The sequence below is a fragment of the Rickettsia endosymbiont of Nabis limbatus genome, assembly GCF_965196655.1.
In the GTDB taxonomy this organism is placed as follows: Bacteria; Pseudomonadota; Alphaproteobacteria; order Rickettsiales; family Rickettsiaceae; genus Rickettsia.
In genome coordinates this window covers 1,128,388-1,150,000 of the sequence record NZ_OZ239771.1, presented here as the reverse complement: position 1 = coordinate 1,150,000, position 21,613 = coordinate 1,128,388, and the positions used below count along the sequence as shown (strand labels likewise).

The window sequence follows — 21,613 nt, the reverse complement described above, 5'->3', positions numbered from 1 at the left end:
TTTTCCTAATTTAATTGAGCCGAAATATCCCTATATGATAAATATCTAGAAGCACTGACTTTTATTTTATTAAGTAGATCAGCTTGTTTTTCTTGTTTGTGATCTTGAGATTTATAGATTTCATTGTTAATGCTACTATTAGCATTAACAGCAGTATTTATAATAATTACAAAAGCAAATATTAGTGAGATTTTTAGTTTAGACATATAAAGAGCTATATTTATAAAGTTATAGAAATCAATATTACAAGAATCAGAAATAACCTATATTATCTTGAAAGTCAATAAACAAACAATGAAATATAACCATTAATCTACTTCCTTACAAATAGTGCGATAGAGGTCGGAGGTTTTAAGTAAATGAGCGTGCGTTCCTTCGGCTTCTACCGCTCCTTTATCTATTATCAAAATATTATCGGCTGATTCTATGCTACTAATGCGATGGGCGATTGATATGATGATTTTCCCTTGCATTATATCCCTAATAGAGTTTAATAGTTTCTGCTCGCTTTGACTATCTAAAGCATTCATTGCTTCATCGAGAAGTAGAATTTGCGGTTTGCGTAGTAAAGCCCTTGCTAAGGCTATTCTTTGCTTCTGCCCACCTGACAATCTTACGCCTTTTTCGCCTATTTTGGCATTAATCCCATCAGGAATTTTATCAGCAAAATCAGCTATACCGGTAATTTTTATTATTTCTGCTGTATCCTCTTCACTAGCGTCATTACCAAACATAATATTTGATTTAATAGTACCAGAAAAAATACTAGCTTCCTGCGGAACATAAGCAATTAGCTTACGGATTCCGTTAGGATTTAAAAGAGATATATCTTGGTTGCTGATCAGGATTGTACCGCTTTCCTGGATATAAAAGCGTAATAATAACTGCATCAAAGTACTTTTGCCTGAACCTGATCTGCCGACAATTCCAATAAAACTACTAGCATCTATTTTAAAAGATATATTATTGATAATTTTTAAATTAGGTCTTGATGGGTAGGAAAAATTTACGTTTTTAAACTCTAACGATATAGAATTAGTCGGCTTTAAATCTGAATAATTATTATGGACTATAGGTGATTTATCAATAATAGTAACTATTCGCTCTAAAGCAGCAAGTGGCAAGTGCATCTCGCTTAATAACTCAAAAATACCGCCACTACTAAAACCGGCAATAATTGCATAATAAATAAATGATATAATTTGACCAGAGGATAAATTCCCTTTTACTATATCCAAAGCTCCAATCCAAATAACCAGTGTAATCCCAAGAAATATAAGGACCATTGAGAACGCAAAGAATAAAGCACGAATTTTTAAACGTGCTGCGGAATAACTTAGATAATTTTGCAGTAAATTATTAAATTCGGTAATTTTAGCGATTTGACCGCCAAAAGCATGAATGGTTTTGATGTTACTAAAGCTTTCGTTAATATCAGATGCTAAAAGTGATTGAGATTCTAAGGTTTTTTTGGATAAAGCTTTAACGTGTTTACCAAATTTGATTATGGGAATTAGCAGCAAAGGAATGGTGATAATTACTATCGATGCCAACTTAAAGCTTTCAAAAAACATCAGAATAATACTGCCGATTAGCATCACCGAATTGCGAATAAAAAAGGATAGGAAATTAACAATGAGCTTAGATATTTGATCTATATCACTCGTAAGACGTGAGATTATATCGCCGATTTTTAGCTCTTCAAATTCAGTAATTTCGTAATTAATTAGATTGCTATATGCTTCCTTTCTTATTTGACTTGAGACTTTCTCAGCAACATTATTGATAAAATACGAGCGGAAAAAACTAGCAATACTTAAGATAATAATAAGCAGGCAGATATATAATATGGATTTATTAACTGCCAAAGGATGATCCAAAACCAAACCCTGATCAACTAAATTTCTGAAAACATTACCGATTAGTAATAATGAAAGTGATACGCTAAGAAGAGAGATTATAACAATGATCAAATCTTTTTTATAGAATCTTAAGTTTTTAGCTAATCTATATAAAAGGTTGATGTTCATATGAAAAAAAAACGTCATTGCGAGCGAATGAAATGAGCGTGGCAATCTCAGGATGTTTGTATTAGATTGCCAAGTCGCTTTGCTCCTCGCAATGACGTGACGTTAACAAAACTAAAAAATGGGGCGAGTGACGGGAATCGAACCCGCGACCCTCAGAACCACAACCTGATGCTCTAACCAACTGAGCTACACCCGCCATGAGTTATCAAAGTAACAGCGTGACTTTAAATTATTATCATTATTTAGTCAAGAATATTTATACCTTACCTCGTGTTAATTTCATTATTTCATCAGTAGACATATTTGAGGTGCTTTTACCTGATAATTGTTGTATTAATTTGTACCTTTTTTAGCGTTGTCTATATCTTTGCTTAAAGCACTCAAATCTTTACTATTGATAGTTTTTTCTTTAATAAATATTTTTGTGGTCATAAAAATTTCTGTATATATTTTATATAATTGTATTATAATTATTCTTAATAAAGAAATGAATATAGAAATGAAAAAAGCAGTTATTTTAGTTAGTGGTGGGGCGGATTCTGCTACTGTTCTTGCAATAATGAAAAAGCAAGGTTATGAGATTCATGCTATAAGCTTTAATTACGGGCAGCGTAACAATGCTGAATTAAGAAAAGTTAAAGAGCTAGTAAAAGAATATAACGTCAAGCAGCATAAAATTATTAATATAGACCTACGAGCTTTTGGTGGTTCTGCTCTTACCGATGATAATATAAAAGTTCCTCATTATCATGATGCGAAAGAGCTACCTGAAGATGTACCTGTTACCTATGTACCTGCTCGTAATACGATCTTTTTAAGTTATGCATTAGGGTTTGCTGAAGTAATAAGTGCTAAGGATATTTTCATAGGGGTACATACTAGCGATTCAGCAAATTATCCTGATTGCCGCCCTGAATACATAAAATCTTTTGAAGCAATGGCAAATCTAGCAACTAATATAGGCGGAGTTACTATTCATACTCCTTTGATTGATATGACCAAAGATCAGATAATTAGAACAGGGCTTGAGCTTGGAGTAGACTATAAAAATACTATATCATGTTATGATCCTAGCGAAGATGATTTATCTTGCGGCACTTGCCTTGCTTGTACGATAAGGCTTGATGCTTTTAAAAAGAATAATGTACAAGACCCAATTAATTATATATTATTTTAATAAACAAATAGTTGGTAGACGAAGCTCAATTTGGAAAAGAGCAAGGAGACTGTAAGACGAGGAGTGGAGCGTATACACTTAATACGTGAGCATCCGAGGATTTACAAAGACGCCGCCGCCAATTTTTCAAATTCAGCGAGTATACATGTATGATTGATAGAAAATATTTATACTCCCCCTTTCCTACGCTCGATTTAAATGATATAATATTAAGAGAGCTAACGGACGCAGATGTGGAAGATTATTTTAATTATATGAATAAGCCTGAAATGGCTATTTATATAACCGATAGTAATAGACCAAAAACTTTAGAGGAAGCTAAGGAAGAAATTCGTTATTGGTCTAGTTTATATAAGAACCACAGAAGTTTTTATTGGGGTATTGCACTTAAAACCGATAATAAACTTATTGGCACTGCCGGTTTTAATATAATAAATCTAGAGCATCACAAGGCAGAAATCAGTTATGATTTGGATTATAGCTTTTGGGGGCAGGGCATAATGTTAAAATCTATAAAAAATATTTTAAAGATTGCCGATCATATGGGAATCATTAGAATTCAAGCAACAGTAATTACTGATAATATTCGTTCAATTAATTTACTTGAGAGATGCGGATTTGCACGTGAGGGAATACGTAAGAAATATGAAGTAGTTGCAAATGAGCATAAAGATTACTATATGTATGCACGAGTTTTATAAGAAAAGTCTGTCATTGCGAGCAGGCTTTGCCTACGTGGCAATCTCATAAAGCAAACTCCTGAGATTGCTTCGTCGAAACTTTCAGTTTCTTCTTGCAATGACGAAAAACTGATTCATACAATTAAATATAATATTAAAAAAGAAAAATTGATGGTAGTAGAAGCTAATAAAAAAGAATTAATTTGTTCATTTTGCAGTAAAAAGCAGCATGAGGTGAAAAAATTAATAGCAGGTCCCGCAGTATTTATTTGCGATGAATGTATAAATTTATGCATGGATATAATGGAAGAAGAAAGTAAAATTGCATTAAAGCAAATTACTTCCACCATTCCGACTCCGCAAAAAATATGTTCAGTTTTAAATGATTATGTAGTTGGTCAAGATCAAGCTAAAAAAGTCTTAGCAGTAGCGGTATATAATCATTATAAAAGGCTCGAATATGTCCAATCAGGCAATAATGATGTTGAACTTAATAAATCCAATATTTTGTTAATTGGTCCTACCGGTTCAGGTAAAACTTTGCTTGCTCAAACACTTGCTAAAATTTTAGATGTACCTTTTACTATGGCTGATGCTACCTCTTTAACGGAAGCTGGTTATGTTGGTGAAGATGTTGAGAATATTCTGCTTAGATTACTTCAAGCCGCCGAGTTTAATGTCGCAAAAGCTCAAAAAGGAATAATTTATATCGATGAAGTTGATAAGATTGCTAGAAAGTCCGGAAACCCTTCAATTACTAGAGATGTATCAGGGGAGGGCGTACAACAAGCACTGCTTAAAATTATGGAAGGAACAGTTGCTTCCGTTCCTCCGCAAGGTGGTCGAAAACATCCACAGCAAGATTTCGTGCAGTTCGATACCTCAAATATTTTGTTTATCTGCGGTGGTGCTTTTATGGGAATTGATAGCATCATAACTTCTAGAACAAATAATAGTTCTATAGGTTTTGCAGCAAATGTAAATATTGACAAAGAAAAAATCAACAGAGAAATTCTTAAATCTTTAGAGATTGAGGATCTAACAAAATTTGGCTTAATTCCTGAATTTATTGGAAGATTACCAATCGTTACAACCTTAGATGATTTAGATAAGGAAGCTTTAGTTACAATTTTAACTAAGCCAAAAAATGCTATAATAAAACAGTTTAGAAAACAATTTGAGCTTGATGAAGCTGAGTTAATAGTTGAGGATTCTGCATTAGAAGCTATTGCTGAAAAAGCTTTAGCTAAAAAAACTGGAGCAAGAGGACTTCGTTCGATAATTGAGCATCTTTTACTTGATAGTATGTATAAAGTCGCTGAGTTAAAGAAACAACGTGTTACTATCACGGAAGATGTAGTTAAGGGGCTAATAGAGCCAATAATTACTTCTATTATTACTCCAGCAGCAAAATCAAGTAAAAAGCAATCAGCTGTTGAAGATATACCGGCTTAAGGTTGGTGTAAGTCATTGCAAGGAGCCTAGTGTTTTGTTGCATGGCTCGAAAAATGTTTTGTATGTCATTCCCGCACAGGCGGAAATCCAGAAAAAATTTGAATAAATAGAATTTTTGATTATAAAAATAACTAAATTTTTATTTAGTAATTACTGGATTCCTGCTTTCTCAGGAATGACATCGGAACCACGCAACAATGCTGCCACGGGATAACATCTATACTAAACAATATTTTCCATATGCCTTATTTATTACTAAGTGCCTCAATAGTTTTACTCATCTTAGTAAGCTTAAATATTTGGTTTTGTATAAGGATCAAAACTTTAAAAACTCAGCTACAATTCTTAACAGATCAGAACTTAGAACTCTCTAATCATAATCAGCTGCTTAATCAAGAAAAAATAGCTTACTTACAAAAAATTGAACAACTAAAGTGCAGAGTAGAGTATCAAGAACAATCTATTAAAGATTCCGAAAAAATACGTAGTGAATCTTTTTCTTCGGCTAAAGCTGCTTTATTTGATTTGGGTAAAGATTTATCTAAGCAGCTAATTGAAATACATAAAATGGAAAATACAGCAGCAAGAGAGCTAGCTGAGAAAAACATTGCTACTGCTTCAGGAAAATTTAATAGCGAGTTTGAGCGTTTAATTACTATGGTAGGAGCACTTAATAAAGATATTGAGCAGTCTAAAAGCACAGTGGACTTAATCAAACAGTCGTTACTTTCGCCTATTGGGGCAGGGCTACTTGCTGAGATTACTCTTGAAAATATCTTAAAATCATCAGGATTACGTTCTAATTTAGATTTCATCATGCAATATGGTTTAACTACCTCAGATAGCACTAAATTAAGACCTGATGCACTTATTTTTCTACCTTCCGGTAATTTGATGGTGATTGATTCAAAAGCTTCCAAATTTTTAGTTGATGAGCAGGATAATAGCGGAAATCTTAGCAAAACCATGAATTATCACTTAAAGTCGTTAGCCAATAAAGATTATGCTGAAAATATTTTAGCTGACTTAAATAAAAAAGAACAGAATTATAACAATGTCATTACTTTGATGTTTTTACCCACTGAACAAGCCGTTGAAAAAGTTATTGCAGCTGATCCTAATTTTCTACAAAAAGCTTGGGGCTGTAGTATTTTCCCAGTAGGTCCTAGTGGGCTTATGAATATGCTTTCATTCGCAAAATTTCAAATTACTGATCATAGACGTTCAGAAAATTATAAAGTAATTATTGAAGAAGTAAGAAAATTATTAAGCTCTATTGGTACTATAGCAGATTATTCTCAAAAAATTGGCAATAATCTGCATAATATGGTTACTAATTATGATAAGTTTGCGGCTTCTTTTAATCGTAATTTTATGTCAAGAGTTAAGAATATCCAAAAACTCGGTATTGATTCAGGAAATAAGGCGCTACCTGCAAGTCTTGAACGCTACCAAATTGTTTCTTCCAAATCTGAAATTATTGAGGTAGAAGCAGAAAATCCACCAACACAACAAATAGAGGAGTAAATCGATAATTCAAATGTTAAGAAAATTATTATAGATTATAAAAATTATGATCTTGCAATAAAAAAAGACATATGAAAGCTATATAAAGAGTTAAAGCCTAAGGCAGTAATATTCGCTAAAGATTTTGATTTAGAATAAGATCTATATAATTATTTCTGTTGATCAAGATGACAAAAAAGTATTGTGAAATATATAATAACTCAATTGTATCCAATTCTCTAAATAATTACCCTATAATAAAAGAGAAATTAAAAGAAAAACTTTTACCTTTATTAAATGAAAAATAAAATTTATTACATAAAAAAATATTTTTTTATATTATTTATTATAATCAGCTGTCTATTAATATTTTGTAAATTTGGATCAAATGAAATTTCTTTATTCTATATTACTTATCAGTTAAAAACCACCCCGATTAGCGAAAAAGATGTTAAAATTTTTGTAATCAATCTAGATCATAGTACTAATAGATATAATAATATAAATAAACAATTTATTGTCCCAAATTTGGGAGAAAAACCCCGCACTTGCAGTGCGTCGTTTTAACATATAGAATGTAGAGATGCAGTATTACAAGAAGATAAGCCACACAGTTTACGATTGCACTTATCATAGATAGCTTCAAATCACGTACATATCTATGTATCTGTGCCACCTTATCAAAGTATTAGTAAGGTGGTACAGTATCTAAAAGGAAAGAGTTCAAGGAAGATTCAGCAGGAATTTCCAGAATTACGGAAACAGTATTGGGGTAAACACTTATGGGCTGTTGGATATTTTGTCAGAACCACAGGCAATGTGACTGACCAAATGATCAAGGATTATATTGATAAACATGAATCGAGAGATGATAAGTTTGGAAACTTTCAAGTTGAAAACTAGCTATAGCTAAGGCATTGATGCCGTAATCTTAAGCCCTGCATTTGCAATGCAGGGTGGTTAACTCATATTAATTTACCTTATGAAAGATTTAGAGCAGTAAACGGTTATGAATTATCTATAGCAAATGAGAAAGGAGAAAAGTTTACCGGTTTGGATCTAAAGAATAATCCTTCTCTTTTATCATTAGATAATAATTATGCTATTGTTTGTCCATCAGAGAATATAAATTATTATGCAAATAGTAAGGTGCTGAATCGGGTTTTAACAGCGGGTGAATTTGGATGTTATTGTAGCCATAGAGAAATTTGGCTTAAAATGGTCAAAGAAAATATTTCATATGCCTTAATTTTAGAAGACGATGCTATATTAGAAGAAAATCTTTATAAGGAATTCTCAACCATAATCAAATATTTACCTAATGATTGGGATTTAGTTTATTTATTTTTGATGCATCTACCAAGGCAAAAATTCTATAAAATTTATAATAATCCTTATCTTAAAAAAGTTGGTAGCCAAAGATATTTTTATACTGCTACAGCTTATTTGATAAATTTAAAAGCTGCTATAAAGCTTCTTAAATATAGTAAAAGTTTTAGCGAGCCAATTGATGATCTTATAGCACAAGAAGTAGCTAATAATAGAATACAAGCTTATATTACTGCACCTTTTTTAATAAATACTGATTTTAAAGATTCAACTATTATTGAGATGGGAAGACCAAACTAATGATATAGTAAACGGAGTTGAATTATATACTATTTATACATTATCTTTTAATTTTTTTAAAACATATCTCATACCGTAAATGGGTTAGCATTAGCGGTATTCGCTATATCCTTAAAAAAATAAAATATTTCCTATAAATGGCACATAATTCAACTCCGTTTACTATAGATAATTATTTTTTTATTATTAAAGTTTTGTTAAACCATTTTGGTTTTAGTTTGTTTAAAATTAGCTTTATCAAAATCGTATATGAAGCTTTTAATAATAGGTACTATAAACTGTTTAAACTTGCTTCCGCTAAACACGCCATAATGTCCTGCACCTTTTTGTAAATGATATTTCTTCATTGATTCAGGAATATTGGCACAAAGCTTTAAAGCAGCTTTGGTTTGACCAACTGCTGCAATATCGTCAAGTTCTCCCTCTATACCAAGTAATGCACATTTAGTAATATTTTTTAGATCAATAGGACGCTCTTCTGAAACTAACTTGCCTCTTGCTAGTGAAAATTGTTGGAATACTTCATCAATAGTTTGTAGGTAAAATTCTGCCGGCATATCCATAGCGGCTAAATATTCATCATAAAATTTAATAGTATGATCAGCTTTTTGATAATCGCAATTTAATAAATTTTGCCATAATTCTAAATGAGAATCTATATGACGGAATAGATTTAGACTTACAAAACCAGCTAATTGTAAAAATCCTGGATATACTTTTCTACCATGACCAGGATAATTAGGTGGCACTTGCATCGTAACCATTTTGCAAAACCACTCCAAACTTTTGCTTAAAGCAAATTCATTTACTGCGGTAGGATTTTTTCTAGCATCAATAGGACCGCCCATTAAAATCATTGAGCTTGGAACGTTTGGGTTATTATCTTTTGACATCAAACTAATAGCAGCAAGCAAAGGTACAGTCGGTTGACAAACAGCCATAGTATGAACATTTGACCCTAGAAAATTAATAAACTCCATTACGTAATCAATGTAATCATCCATGTCAAAAGAACCTGCTTCAAGCGGTACATAGCTTGCTTCCGTCCAGTCGGTAATATAAACATCCGTATATGGTAATAATTCCTGCACAGTTGAGCGAAGTAACGTAGCATGGTGACCCGCCATAGGTGCTACTATTAATAATTTAGGTAGTGTATTTTTAAAGTCTAATTTTTCAAAATGACGTAACTCACAAAAAGGCTTCTTCAATATAACTTTTTCATTGATCTTGCAGGTTTTGTTATCAATAGTAGTTTCAAGGATATTAAATTCTGGCTTTTCATATTTTCTAGTCATACGCTCGCAAAGCGTTAAGTAAGAATGCATGATTCTAGCAAAACCATTATTCTCTAATGATTCACGCTCATATGCTTCTTTCAAAATCTTTATGCCTAAATGCATAGGGGCTATTTGTGCTCTTAACCCCTCTAGCATATAGTATGTATAATTAGTATTTAAATCATAGTTAATCATAATTTATCCTTGAATTTAATAATAATTAATATGTTGAGTCTAGCATTAAAAATCTTTCAGCAACATTAATTTTAGGATTAATTATTTAAGTTTTTATTGGGTAGTGATAATAATATGATATTCTTAATTAATTTACCTATGTTGAAATATTAGGCAAACCTAAAAGTAAAGACTCATCAATTGGTAATATGTCTTGAGAGGTAATTTCTTGGTTATTAATACACAAAGTTAGACCTTGGTTATAATCAGCCTTTCCTCTTTGATCAAATTTATCAGTTAAATATATTATTGCATTAGCAAAATTAGCATCATTAGATTGTAAACTAATATTGAAAATATTTTTATCACTTATAGAAAAGACTTTCATAGCTAAAGTTTTACTATATTGGTTTAAAATAGGAAAGTTAGCTTGAGATGCTGATATATTTAATAAAATATTTAGTTGTTCCAAAGTAATTTTTGTCCCAAGGTTAATATTTCAGCTAAATTAAACCTAATTTCTGGTAATTCTTTAATAGGCTTAGGTTCAGCTAAATACTCTGATGAAATTTTATCATAATTAGAATCGCAATTCATTTCTTCTTCACCTCCACTAAAGTCTAATTCTTCATAATAAGTTTGACCATTAATTGTTAATTTATACATTCTATATTCTACGTTTTCATTAAAACAAGCATCCCATCCTTCTTCTAGTTCCTCTAGTAATTCATTAACACTCTCAAGTTTTTTTTCTGATTGAAAATTAGAAATTTCATTGTTAAAGCTTTTTATTATAAAGAATTTTAAAGTTTCTTGATCTTCACCTTCTAGATCAGTGGGAAGAATATCTAAATTATTTTCTAGATAATCTAGCAGTGATGCTATATCTGCTGAGTTATTTTCTACTATTTCTAATAATTCTAGTTTATGTGTATCATTTAATAACATTAATCTACTCTATTTTTTAAGGGCTTAAGTGCTTTAGCCGGTTTTAACAATTCCGGTGTTAATATGAATTTAGTTTTTTTCTCGATATTTGATAGAAAAAACAAATGAAAATTGTGCGGATGATGTATCACCGCATATTTGTCCCATTCAGGATATTGTCTATTTAAATTTTCCTTTGGGTTATAAGGACCAAAAACTTCTATATTACCAAATTTATATTTTTTTAAGGGCAACAACTCATAATCATAAAAAAAATCATTAGGATATTGAGTGCGTGTTTTTAAGTTAGCATGAATAAATTTATTTTGTTCTTTTTGAAAAGTAAAAATATCGATGCAGCCTTTTTGACATATTTTATAAGCTAGATCATGAGAAATAGAATAACCTAATTTTTGAAACTCTGGAAATATTTGCTGTAGCCTTATCTCATCTTCCTGTATTATGCCAATATCAAGATCATCATCATAAGGTATTATACCTTGATGACGAACTGCCCCAAGTAGAGTTCCACTGTCTATCCAATAATTAATATTGTGCTTAGTTAACAACTCATGAGTATCCTTCATTATTTGATAGAGTGAGAGAGCCGTATTCTCACTAATCCTATATTTTTTTATCTCTTCATCGGTAAGCGTTTTATATCGCCAATCATGTTCAAGCACGTGAGTATAAAAAAACATACCGGCAAGAAGCAAGAGAATAGAGCCTAAAATATTTTTAGGTAAGAATATTGACTTTAATTTCATCATTTGTTGGTTTGAATTTTACTTCTTTTGCTGATGTAACATTTTTTAAATCTGATGTCAATTCATCGGATAATTCAATGCCGCTAACTTCAAGCAATTGTATTTCTGCTTTTATGGATAGATTTTTTTCAGCTTTAAATTTTCTAACATGATCTAAAATTTCAAGCAATCTTTCAGCTTGTTTTGCATCTATTTTATAGTTTAAATTACCATAATTAATCCAATTACCTTTAATGTGAATAGAATTATCACTATATAATATTTGATATAACTCCTCAGTAATATGTGGCATAAATGGTGCAAATAGTTTAAGTAAAGTTTTCATAACGTGATAAAGCGTTAATATGCTACTATATTGTCCGTTAGGGTTTTTATTTTCCTCATCATAAGCTCGTGTTTTACTTATCTCTAAATAATTATCACAAAATACTGACCAGAAAAATTTTTCCGTTAAATGCATAGCATTAGCATATTCATAATTTTGCAACTCGTTGGTTGCATTATTTACTAGCTCTACTAATTTATTAATTATCCACTGATCAAATTTATGAGTAATTTTTTCTTTTACATCTATAAAATTTGCTTTTTTATCTTCAGCAGATAATTTATCAAAATGCTGCGATACAAATTTAGCAGCATTCCATAGCTTATTAACAAGCCTTTTACCATTTTTCATTACGTCTTCTGAATAGGCAGTATCAGCTCCTAACCTCGAATTAGCTGACCAATAGCGTATAACATCAGAACCATATTGCTCTAGCAATTTTTCCGGTACTAATACATTTCCTTTAGATTTAGACATTTTGCTACGATCTTCAGCCAAACACCAACCACTAACCATGATATTTTTCCATGGTAGAGTATTTTGATGTAAATGAGCTTTTAAGATAGTATAGAATGCCCAAGTTCTAATAATCTCATGTGCTTGAGGTCTTAAATCCATTGGGAACAATTTATCATGCCTATTCTTATTAATAGCGAATTCATCAGAAATACCCCATGTTGAAAGTTGCGGCGAAACAGAGCTAGTTGCCCAAGTATCCATAACGTCTAAGTCGGGCTCTACTTCATCTTTGCTATAGCCAGCAGGCAAGTCTTTTAAAGGATCAACAGGTAACTGCGAGATATCGGCATATAAAATTTTACCCTCTTCGCCAATTCTTTTAGAATACCAAACAGGAAACGGCACGCCAAAATAACGCTGCCTGCTTATACACCAGTCCCAAGATATGGCATTAATCCAGTTGTCTAAACGAATCTTCATATTTTTAGGATGCCAATTTAGTTCGTTTGCTCTTTTTAATAGCTCATCTTTATGCGATATAGTTTTAACAAACCATTGTGGCACAGTTAGTACCTCAAGAGGTGCACCTGAACGCTCAGCACATTTAACAGTTTGGGTAATCTCTTCTTGCTTAACAAGCAATTCTTGCTCTTTTAAAATATCTATTATTTTTGCTCGAGCTTCTTTTATTTTTAAGCCATCTATCCCAATTTCATGAGGGAAATCTATCGTACCTTTTTTGGTAATAATAGTATTCAAAGGCAGATTATGCGTTTTCCACCAAATAATATCTGTTTGATCACCAAATGTGCAACACATAACAAGACCTGTGCCTTTATCTTGCTGCACTAACGGGTCAGCTAAAAGCGGAACTTTAATATTAAACAGCGGAGTGACGGCAAACTTTCCTGCTAAATGTTGATAACGTTTATCGTCTGGGTGATAGAATACAGCAACGCAAGCAGGTAATAGTTCAGGTCGTGTAGTTGCGATGGTAAATTCATCATTTGCTTCAGTTTTAAATGTAATATAGTTCATGAATGAGGCTTTTTCCTTATCCTCAATATCAGCTTGAGCAAGGGCTGTGCCATCTACTGGATCCCACAAAATTGGCTGATTATTACGATAAACCTCACCTTTTTTTACTAAATCAAGAAAAGACATTTGTGAGATTTTATGAGATAAGGGGCTGATTGTTTGATATTCTAAACTCCAATCTACCGATAAAGCTATATGATTAAACAAGCTTCTGAATTTTTCTTCTTCGCTTGCTACTACCTCATTACAAATATTAATAAATTCTTCTCTGCCCATATTAGATGCTTTAACTTGTCTTTGCTTTTCAACAAGTCGTTCTGTTGGTAGTCCATTATCGTCAAAGCCCATAGGATAGAAAATGTTTTTTCCCATCATACGCTGAAAACGTACTATAAAATCGGTCTGCGTATAGCTGTAAACATGCCCGATATGAAGCTGCCCTGAAACAGTTGGTGGAGGCGTATCTACGACAAATGTTTCGTCTTTAGCGATATTCTCATCGTAAGCATAAATTTGCTTTTCTTGCCAAATCTTTTGCCATTTCTTTTCGCTTTCGATAAAATTATAATTCTTCGGGAATTCTTTCATAAATGTTTTTACTAGTTTGAATAACAGCATTATAAAGAGTATATTTAATTATGACAATAACGCGTTGCTTTTTTTTGAGAAAGATATAAAGTTTTAAAAATTGTGTGTGTGCCGTAGCAAAGCTATAGAAGAGATGGTGGTAGGTCCACCGAGATCGGTTATCGAGAGTTGGTCTCAAACTACCTTAAGCGGCTGTGGTTAAGAGCGATGGTCGTGAGCATTAAGGAAAATCAAAAAAAAACTTTTTGGTGAAGTAAGGATTAGAGAGATGAATGAGAGTGAACTACTATAAGCGTCGTAAATGATAATAGTATCAAAACCTAGGGCTACACATTCTCTAGGGATAAGCTTATCGGCTACTCGGATGTTGGGTAAGCGGTACTCGGTGTATAGGTGGCATGAATCTAATCTAGGCTCTTTTATGGAACTGCGGGAACCAGTCGTACTGATGTAAAAGTAGAATATCAAGCAGGGTGACTGCAAGATAAAGAATACTAAAGCAGTGCACTGGGGCGGATCACTTTGTAGTAGTATTGAAGTTGTTGTAATGACGATGGAGCGAAGGAAGTGAATTAAACTGTCTAACTAATATTCAACTTTTTTTTAAAGGGATGAGATAGAGGTAATGACGAAACCATTTAAGATTTCGAAACTGTTAGTGTTGCAAGCATACAAGCTTATAAAAGCAAATGCTGGAGCTGCAGGAGTTGATCAACAAACGATAAAAGATTTTGAAGAAAACTTGAAAAAGAATTTATACAAGATCTGGAATCGTATGTCTTCAGGAAGTTATATGCCACAGCCTGTTAAAGCTGTAGCCATACCTAAGAGAAATAGAGATCAACGAATTTTAGGAGTGCCTACAGTAGAAGATAGAATAGCTCAGATGGTAGTAAAGTTAGAACTTGAACCAAAAATTGAACCTCACTTTTTAAAGGATTCATATGGATATCGTCCAAATAAATCAGCCTTAGAAGCTATAGAGGTAACAAGGCAGAGATGCTGGAAAAATAATTGGGTACTGGAGTTTGACATCAAGGGATTATTCGACAATATACAGCATGCACTTATCATGAGCGCATTGAAGAAACACAATAATAATAAATGGATAGAATTATACATAGGAAGATGGTTAAAAGCAGCAATGCAAAAATCAGATAGGAAAATAGTTACTAAGAGTTGTGGTGTACCTCAAGGAGGAGTAATTAGTCCAATGCTAAGTAATTTGTTCATGCATTATGCATTTGATAAATGGATGGAAAGAAATTATCCAAAAGTTGAATGGTGTCGATATGCAGATGATGGTCTTGTTCACTGTAAAACAGAAAATCAAGCGAAAGAAATATTATCTAAGCTAGTTGAAAGATTTATAGAGTGTGGCATTGAAATGAATTTAGAGAAGACAAAGATAATCTACTGTAAGGATAATAGACGGAAGGATAATTATCCAAGCATATCTTTTGACTTTCTTGGATACACTTTCAGACCTAGAACAGTAAAGAATAGTAAAGAGAATAGGATTTTTACTGGATTTAATCCAGCAATTAGCAAACAGTCTTGTAAAGAAATACGCCAAAAGATAAGAACCTACCAAATATATAAAAGAAGTGGATCAAGCTTAGAAGATATTGCTAGGGTATGTAACCCTAAACTAGTAGGTTGGATTAACTATTATGGTAAGTATGGTATATCAGAATTGGCATGGGTTTTACAACATTTTACTAAGATCTTAGTAAAATGGGCAATGAGAAAATATAAACGGTATACGAGGCATAAAATTAAAGCAATAAAGTATATCCAAAATATTGCGTTGCATAACCCAAATTTATTTGCACATTGGAAAATAGGGATAACAAGAGTGGTTGTTTAATGGAAGCCGTATAAGCTGAGAGGTTTACGTACGGTTTTGAGAGAGGCTAGGGGGAAGAAAATTCTACTGGCCTACTCACCAGTAAATTACTTCACTATTAATCTCTTAGGGTTTAATTCCCCGAAGCTCTGCTTCATGATATACTAGATGCATGGAAGAAAGCAGTTATATACATAAAAGTGATAATGTCACAGTACTAATATATCATTTAGTAACACCGGCAAAGTATAGAAGAGTAATATTCAAAGAGGAACTAGACGATTATTTATGTAAAATTTGTGAGGACATAGAAGCTCGTTATGAAATTAGATTTTTGGAAATAGGAGTAGATAAAGAACATGTACATTTTTTACTACAGTCAATACCAATGTATAGCCCAACAAAAATAACTCAAATCATAAAAAGTATTACATCTAAGGAAATGTTTAAGAAATATCCAAATCTTAAAGAAAAATTATGGGGAAGTGAGTTTTGGAGTAAAGGATATTTTATGAGCACAGTATGTAAACATGGTGATGAGCGGAAATTACGTAATTATGTAAAAAATCAAGGTTCAGGCAAACCTTCTTATAAAGCATTTCAACAAAAACAGTTAAAACTTTTTGGATAGATACCTCGTAGCTCTGCTGCGAGGAGTATCATTTACTTTTTTGCAATTGAGCGAATAAGAGATTCATTAAGACCGGTAAGCTCAGCAATAACGGAAACCTTAAACCCTTGAAAGAACATCTTTTTTGCTATCAGCATCGCTTTATTATACTCACCTTCTCGTTTTCCCTCATCTATCAAAACTTACGCTATGTTTGGTTCTAAATATCGTAAAGATGGAGAACGAAGCTGTTGTTGCATATAGTCATCTAAAAGCCCTAACTTTATTTGGTAGACCGTTTTACCTATTTTATTTGCAGTTCTTTTGAGAAAAGCCCAAACTAGAAATGCACAACTAATGTGATTACGTTGGATACGCTGTTTTCTGCATTGGCAACGTTCTATACCAGTCAGTTGCTTAATTTTTCTATGCATGCTCTCAATTACCCATCGCAAGCCAAACTCATCTTGTGCAGCTTTAGAAGATTTTTGAGTTTTGTTATTGGTAACAACATAATCAACTCTGTTGGTAGAAACAGTAAATTTAAACAAATTAACATGCTTATTTTTGGCAAATCCTTTTATATGAATCTCCATTCCATTCTTAATTTCTTCATCTGAAAACGTCAACTTGCTAACAGCTTTATAAGGCTCGTAATCACACGTTTTACTAACATTTCTATTGGCTTTAATAGGGGCATAATAATATTTGCCCAAGGAGTCAACATGTTGCATAATTTTGTGTGTAGCATACCATGTGTCAAAAAGTACAGTTTGAAAAGGAATCTTTTTACTATAAACAGCATTATTGAACATCTTTAGTAGGTGATCTAGTTTCGTCGCTCCATCATGATCAGGTGAAAAAATGCGATAATCTATTACCCAAAACTTATCAATATCGGGGTTATAATATACAAGACTCACTACTCCTATACCGGTAGTAACTCCACCTGTAGCTCCACTATACTGCGATCTAGCAACCTCTATTTTCTTTGTGTTCCTTTTGTTTAACACCGTATCATCAAATATTGTATATCCGTTAGATGAAAAGATAACATCATTCTTAATGTGTTCCCATAACAAAGAAGGAGTATATTTTTCATTTTCTAAAAATCTATTAATAACATCATGGCTACATTTCTTGGCATGTTCAGCGTAGTAGGTTAAACTATAATTCTTTTGGCTAATTGTTAAAAATTGACAGTAATCTGTTCTATTAATTGGTATTGCTTGCAATCTGTTCCTCTTTGACATGTTTAATTATTCTTACAATAATTTATCACTCTTCCACTCATAGCGTAAGTTTTGCTATATACGTATCTGCTATAGTTTTCATAATGTTATCCTTGTGTTGCGGTGATAAATATTTATCAAATAACTTAAATGAAAAGTTGGTAGATGAAGGTCAATTCCATACACTATATCACTATATTTTTTACTTAGAGACTCTTCAATATAGCTTTCTTGTTCTACAGTTATTTTTGATAAATCCATTAGTTTTTTAAAATCCTCAGGTAAATAATATTCTAAAAATTCTTGTGCCGCTATTTTATCGGTCATTATAATTTTTACTAAGGAATCATGCTTTAATTTTTTTGACCACAAAATCTAGTAGTTTTATTTTGCAGCGTATTTTATTCTAATTTGTATGTGATGTCTATATTTATCTAAGCTTAAAGTTTAATATCAGTAATATAAAATAAACTTTTATTTATATAAAGCTTTGGTAAAACTTAGACGATGATATGGGGATAAGCCATATTCGTTTATGGCTTGTATATGATCTTTTGTGCCGTAACCTGAATTTTTATGCCATAAAAATTGCGGGAATTCATTACTTAACTCTAGCATTAATCGGTCTCTAGTAACTTTTGCTACAATAGAAGCTGCGGCAATCGATAGTGATAAATTATCCCCATTTATGATGCTGATAAATCTTTTATCACAAAATTTCATATTACCATCAACTAAAACTATTTCCGGCTTAGTGCTAAGGTTTTCTGTAGCAAGTATGCAAGCTTTTTTCGTGGCTTCTAATATGTTAATCTCATCGATCTCAGTGTGTGAAATAATACCAATTGCCCAAGTGTAATTAGCAGTTATCTGCTCATATAATAATTCTCTTTTCTTTTTAGAAAGCTTTTTAGAATCCTTAATACCAGCTATAATATTGTCTTGATCAATTATAACAGCGGCAGCTACTACTGGTCCGGCTAATGGTCCTCTGCCAGCTTCATCTATGCCGGCTAGAATGAAATTTGGATTTTTTTCAAAATGTAATATATCTATTTCCATAATTGTATATTTTATATTTTTAATGTATGATAAAGCAGTTTAGAATTACAAAAAAGTAAAAGTGCAAAATTATTTTGAATTATTAGGGTTAGAGCAAATTTATAATATTGATTTGAAGATATTAGAAAAGCAATATTTTGCCATGCAGATAAAATATCATCCTGATAAAGCCAAAAATTTGCAAGAAAAAGAGCAAAATCTTATTATAGCATCAAACCTAAATAAAGCTTATTCTACACTTAAAGATAGTTTAAAGCGTGCTGAATATATGCTGCTTTTGTATGGCGTAAACTTAAATGATGAGAAAGTACGCAGCAAGCTTTCAGCTTTTGAGTTAAGTATGTTTTGGGATGAAATGGAGCTTATAGAAAATACTAACTCATATAAAAGTTTGGAAGAAATAAAAAGCAAATATGAGTTAATGGAAAAAGCTGAAATAAATTTTCTAGCCGAGTCCTTTAAAAAGCAAGATTTATCAGATGCGACTATCAAAACTAGTAAACTTAAATATATTCATACATTGCTGAGTAAGCTTCAGGAAAAAATGAAATTATGCAAATAATAGAAATTAGAGAACCAGGGCAAGCAGAATCTAAACAAGAAGCTAAAATAGCTGTGGGTATAGATTTTGGCACTACTAACTCGCTAATAGCTATTTCAGTTGGTAGAGAAGTTAAAATTATACAAACTGAAGATAATAAAGAATTAATCCCAACTACTATAGAATTTACGAATAACAATATTATAGTAGGTAGTAATAAAGGTTTACGCTCAATTAAAAGGTTATTCGGCAAAACATTAAATGAAATTCTAAATACTCCTGCTCTTTTTTCTTTAGTTAAAGATTATATAGATCTGCAAGGTCAAGAAGTTAAATTAAATTTTGCCAATAATCAAATGCGGATTGCTGAGGTTGCGGCAGAAGTTTTCATATATTTAAAACAGCAAGCAGAAAAAGAGCTTGCAACTGAAGTAACTCAAGCTGTTATTACTGTTCCTGCTCACTTTAATGATGCTGCAAGAGGGCAAGTGATGTTTGCCGCAAAGCTTGCAGGTTTAGAAGTTCTAAGGTTGATTGCAGAGCCTACTTCAGCTGCATATGCTTACGGATTAAATAAAAACCAAACAGGTTGTTATCTTGTATATGATTTAGGCGGCGGTACTTTTGACGTATCAATTCTAAATATTACAGAGGGAGTTTTTCAGGTTATAGCAACAAGTGGTGATAATATGCTTGGCGGCGATGATATAGATAAAATCATTGTTGATTATTTTTGTAATAAATTTAATTTACCTGATAATTTAGATACTTTGCAGATCGCTAAAAAAGCAAAAGAAGCATTATCGAAACAAGATAGTTTTGAGTTCAATAACATATCGTTTGATAAACAAACATTTGAACAGTTAATTACCCCTATAATAGGTCGTACTATCAATATAGCCAAAGAATGTTTGGAAATAGCAGAAAATCCGAACATAGATGGCATTATTTTGGTTGGTGGCGTAACTCGTATTCCGTTAATTAAGGATGAATTGTATAAAGCTTTTAAAGTAAATATTCTCTCAGATATTGATCCTGATAAAGCTATTGTATACGGGGCTGCACTGCAAGCAGAGAATCTAACAACACCGAACATCGATTCATTATTGATTGATGTAGTACCTTTATCTTTAGGTATGGAATTGTATGGTGGCATTGTTGAAAAAATTATCATGCGAAATACTCCGATCCCTATTTCTGTGGTAAAAGAATTTACAACTTATACTGATAATCAAACCGGCATACAATTTCATATATTACAAGGTGAACGTGAAATGGTAACAGATTGCTGCACTTTGGCTAGGTTTGAGCTAAAGGGACTTCCTCCTATGAAAGCAGGGAGTATTAGAGCGGAAGTTACTTTTGCTATTGATGCTGACGGTATATTGTCTGTTTCTGCTTACGAAAAAATAAGTAATACCTCACATATTATAGAAGTGAAGCCGGATTACGGGATTGATACAAGTGAAGTTGATAAGATTTTAGAAAGTGCTTATAAAAATGCTAAACTAGATCATGCTGCAAGATTATTACAAGAAACAGTTATTGAAGCTGAATCTTTGATTTTTAATATAGAGCATGCTATTAAAGAATTAGTAGATTTACTATCAGAAAATGAAAAGCATATAATCAGTAATTTATTAAATAATATAAAGCATGCAATAGATGCACGAGATCGTGCTTTAATTAATAACGCTGTTAAAGATTTTAAATCTAAAACAAAAAAATCTTTAAATACAAAGATTAATGTAGTAATTAGTAATTTGTTAAAAGGTAAAAATATCAATCAGATCAAATAACTTACTTCTAAAGGTAATTTGTACGTCAATCCGGTACTCGCATCTCACGTACGTTTATGTACGCTGCGGTGCTGCGTTCCGTGTTTCCTGCAAATTCCTCTTTATAAGATAAGTTATATGAAAAATCTAAGGAAGAAACAGGATAATGTCGAAAACAGTAAAAGTTACATTTATTATAAATAATGGGGAAGAGAAAATAATAGAAGCACCGCTGGGACTTTCTATTTTAGAAGTTGCTCATAGTAATAGTATAGATCTTGAGGGTGCTTGTGAAGGTTCTCTTGCCTGTGCTACTTGCCATGTTATTTTAGAGGAAGAATTTTACAACAAATTAGAAAAACCTAAGGACGAAGAAGAAGATATGCTTGACTTAGCCTTTGGTCTTACAGATACTTCTAGATTAGGGTGTCAGATTATTTTAACCGAAAAACTAGACGGTATAAAAGTACGTCTCCCTTCCGCTACTCGTAACATAAAATAATGGA

The 21,613-nt window shown here is 32.1% G+C and carries 20 protein-coding genes, 1 tRNA gene and 3 pseudogenes; 11 read left to right on the top strand and 13 right to left on the bottom strand.

The window, feature by feature from the left end:
- Positions 1–5: 5 nt before the first annotated feature.
- The 3 genes from ACOAL3_RS06670 to ACOAL3_RS06660 form a co-directional block, all read right to left on the bottom strand.
- Entirely contained in the window at positions 6–206 is a 201-nt protein-coding gene (locus ACOAL3_RS06670) for a hypothetical protein (RefSeq protein WP_419234640.1), read from the bottom strand.
- A gap of 102 nt (positions 207–308) precedes the next feature.
- Positions 309–2,030: an ABC transporter ATP-binding protein gene (locus ACOAL3_RS06665; RefSeq protein ID WP_419234639.1), complete on the bottom strand. Its 1,722-nt coding sequence runs from the start codon at positions 2,028–2,030 to the stop codon at positions 309–311.
- A gap of 119 nt (positions 2,031–2,149) precedes the next feature.
- A tRNA-His gene (locus tag ACOAL3_RS06660) sits at positions 2,150–2,226 on the bottom strand.
- Between the two features lie 303 nt (positions 2,227–2,529).
- Between ACOAL3_RS06660 and queC the strand changes: the two genes are divergently transcribed.
- The 6 genes and pseudogenes from queC (at position 2,530) to ACOAL3_RS06630 (ending at position 8,477) form a co-directional block, all read left to right on the top strand.
- Positions 2,530–3,207 carry a 7-cyano-7-deazaguanine synthase QueC gene (gene queC, locus ACOAL3_RS06655; protein ID WP_395477406.1) on the top strand — a complete coding sequence of 226 codons (678 nt, stop codon included), beginning with the start codon at positions 2,530–2,532 and terminating at the stop codon, positions 3,205–3,207.
- Between the two features lie 149 nt (positions 3,208–3,356).
- The gene (locus ACOAL3_RS06650; RefSeq protein WP_395477407.1) at positions 3,357–3,908 is read left to right on the top strand and encodes a GNAT family N-acetyltransferase; all 552 of its coding nucleotides are present in this window, start codon (positions 3,357–3,359) and stop codon (positions 3,906–3,908) included.
- A gap of 150 nt (positions 3,909–4,058) precedes the next feature.
- A complete protein-coding gene (gene clpX / locus ACOAL3_RS06645) occupies positions 4,059–5,342 on the top strand; it encodes an ATP-dependent Clp protease ATP-binding subunit ClpX (protein ID WP_395477408.1) in 1,284 nt (427 codons plus the stop codon).
- 240 nt (positions 5,343–5,582) lie between these two features.
- The gene (locus tag ACOAL3_RS06640; protein WP_419234638.1) at positions 5,583–6,869 is read left to right on the top strand and encodes a DNA recombination protein RmuC; all 1,287 of its coding nucleotides are present in this window, start codon (positions 5,583–5,585) and stop codon (positions 6,867–6,869) included.
- A 562-nt stretch (positions 6,870–7,431) separates the two neighbouring features.
- Positions 7,432–7,751, top strand: a pseudogene (gene tnpA, locus ACOAL3_RS06635) (IS200/IS605 family transposase).
- 39 nt (positions 7,752–7,790) lie between these two features.
- On the top strand, positions 7,791–8,477 hold the full coding sequence (locus tag ACOAL3_RS06630) for a glycosyltransferase family 25 protein (RefSeq protein ID WP_419235620.1): 687 nt from the start codon (positions 7,791–7,793) through the stop codon (positions 8,475–8,477).
- Between the two features lie 197 nt (positions 8,478–8,674).
- Here the strand turns inward: ACOAL3_RS06630 and phaZ are convergent, their stop codons facing one another.
- The 5 genes from phaZ to ACOAL3_RS06605 all read right to left on the bottom strand — a co-directional run bounded on the left by phaZ (position 8,675) and on the right by ACOAL3_RS06605 (position 14,035).
- A complete protein-coding gene (phaZ, locus tag ACOAL3_RS06625; protein ID WP_419234637.1) occupies positions 8,675–9,952 on the bottom strand; it encodes a polyhydroxyalkanoate depolymerase in 1,278 nt (425 codons plus the stop codon).
- 136 nt (positions 9,953–10,088) lie between these two features.
- A complete protein-coding gene (locus tag ACOAL3_RS06620) occupies positions 10,089–10,403 on the bottom strand; it encodes a hypothetical protein (protein WP_395477412.1) in 315 nt (104 codons plus the stop codon).
- Positions 10,391–10,879 (bottom strand): hypothetical protein, encoded by a 489-nt coding sequence (locus ACOAL3_RS06615; RefSeq protein ID WP_419234636.1) that lies wholly within the window; start codon positions 10,877–10,879, stop codon positions 10,391–10,393. Before ACOAL3_RS06615 ends, ACOAL3_RS06620 begins: the two co-directional genes overlap by 13 nt.
- A complete protein-coding gene (locus tag ACOAL3_RS06610; RefSeq protein ID WP_419234635.1) occupies positions 10,879–11,628 on the bottom strand; it encodes a LicD family protein in 750 nt (249 codons plus the stop codon). The genes ACOAL3_RS06615 and ACOAL3_RS06610 overlap by 1 nt, the downstream gene beginning before the upstream one ends.
- Positions 11,597–14,035 (bottom strand): valine--tRNA ligase, encoded by a 2,439-nt coding sequence (locus ACOAL3_RS06605; protein ID WP_419234634.1) that lies wholly within the window; start codon positions 14,033–14,035, stop codon positions 11,597–11,599. The genes ACOAL3_RS06610 and ACOAL3_RS06605 overlap by 32 nt, the downstream gene beginning before the upstream one ends.
- Positions 14,036–14,660: 625 nt before the next feature.
- Here ACOAL3_RS06605 and ltrA point away from each other — a divergent pair.
- Together ltrA and tnpA (ACOAL3_RS06595) are read left to right on the top strand one after the other, a co-directional pair.
- Positions 14,661–15,905, top strand: a complete 1,245-nt coding sequence (ltrA, locus tag ACOAL3_RS06600) for a group II intron reverse transcriptase/maturase (RefSeq protein ID WP_419234633.1) — start codon at positions 14,661–14,663, stop codon at positions 15,903–15,905.
- Between the two features lie 151 nt (positions 15,906–16,056).
- Entirely contained in the window at positions 16,057–16,515 is a 459-nt protein-coding gene (gene tnpA / locus ACOAL3_RS06595; RefSeq protein WP_419234605.1) for an IS200/IS605 family transposase, read from the top strand.
- A gap of 32 nt (positions 16,516–16,547) precedes the next feature.
- Here tnpA (ACOAL3_RS06595) and ACOAL3_RS06590 read toward each other — a convergent pair whose 3' ends face one another.
- The 4 genes and pseudogenes from ACOAL3_RS06590 to ACOAL3_RS06575 form a co-directional block, all read right to left on the bottom strand.
- Positions 16,548–16,694: a hypothetical protein gene (locus ACOAL3_RS06590; RefSeq protein ID WP_419234632.1), complete on the bottom strand. Its 147-nt coding sequence runs from the start codon at positions 16,692–16,694 to the stop codon at positions 16,548–16,550.
- Between the two features lie 3 nt (positions 16,695–16,697).
- Positions 16,698–17,729 (bottom strand): IS701 family transposase, encoded by a 1,032-nt coding sequence (locus ACOAL3_RS06585; protein WP_473198140.1) that lies wholly within the window; start codon positions 17,727–17,729, stop codon positions 16,698–16,700.
- Between the two features lie 171 nt (positions 17,730–17,900).
- A pseudogene (locus ACOAL3_RS06580) lies at positions 17,901–18,053 on the bottom strand (Rpn family recombination-promoting nuclease/putative transposase); the annotation flags it as partial.
- A 147-nt stretch (positions 18,054–18,200) separates the two neighbouring features.
- A complete protein-coding gene (locus tag ACOAL3_RS06575; RefSeq protein ID WP_395477419.1) occupies positions 18,201–18,788 on the bottom strand; it encodes a ribonuclease HII in 588 nt (195 codons plus the stop codon).
- 61 nt (positions 18,789–18,849) lie between these two features.
- On the opposite strand from ACOAL3_RS06575, the gene hscB reads away from it, so the two are divergent.
- Together hscB and hscA are read left to right on the top strand one after the other, a co-directional pair.
- Positions 18,850–19,350: a Fe-S protein assembly co-chaperone HscB gene (gene hscB, locus ACOAL3_RS06570; protein ID WP_395477420.1), complete on the top strand. Its 501-nt coding sequence runs from the start codon at positions 18,850–18,852 to the stop codon at positions 19,348–19,350.
- The gene (hscA, locus tag ACOAL3_RS06565) at positions 19,341–21,128 is read left to right on the top strand and encodes a Fe-S protein assembly chaperone HscA (RefSeq protein ID WP_419234631.1); all 1,788 of its coding nucleotides are present in this window, start codon (positions 19,341–19,343) and stop codon (positions 21,126–21,128) included. Before hscB ends, hscA begins: the two co-directional genes overlap by 10 nt.
- Here the strand turns inward: hscA and ACOAL3_RS06560 are convergent.
- A pseudogene (locus ACOAL3_RS06560) lies at positions 21,122–21,261 on the bottom strand (palindromic element RPE1 domain-containing protein); the annotation flags it as partial. The gene hscA and the pseudogene ACOAL3_RS06560 sit on opposite strands and share 7 nt — an antisense overlap.
- A gap of 12 nt (positions 21,262–21,273) precedes the next feature.
- Here ACOAL3_RS06560 and ACOAL3_RS06555 point away from each other — a divergent pair.
- Positions 21,274–21,609, top strand: a complete 336-nt coding sequence (locus ACOAL3_RS06555) for a ferredoxin family 2Fe-2S iron-sulfur cluster binding protein (protein WP_395477422.1) — start codon at positions 21,274–21,276, stop codon at positions 21,607–21,609.
- The last annotated feature ends 4 nt before the right edge of the window (positions 21,610–21,613 follow it).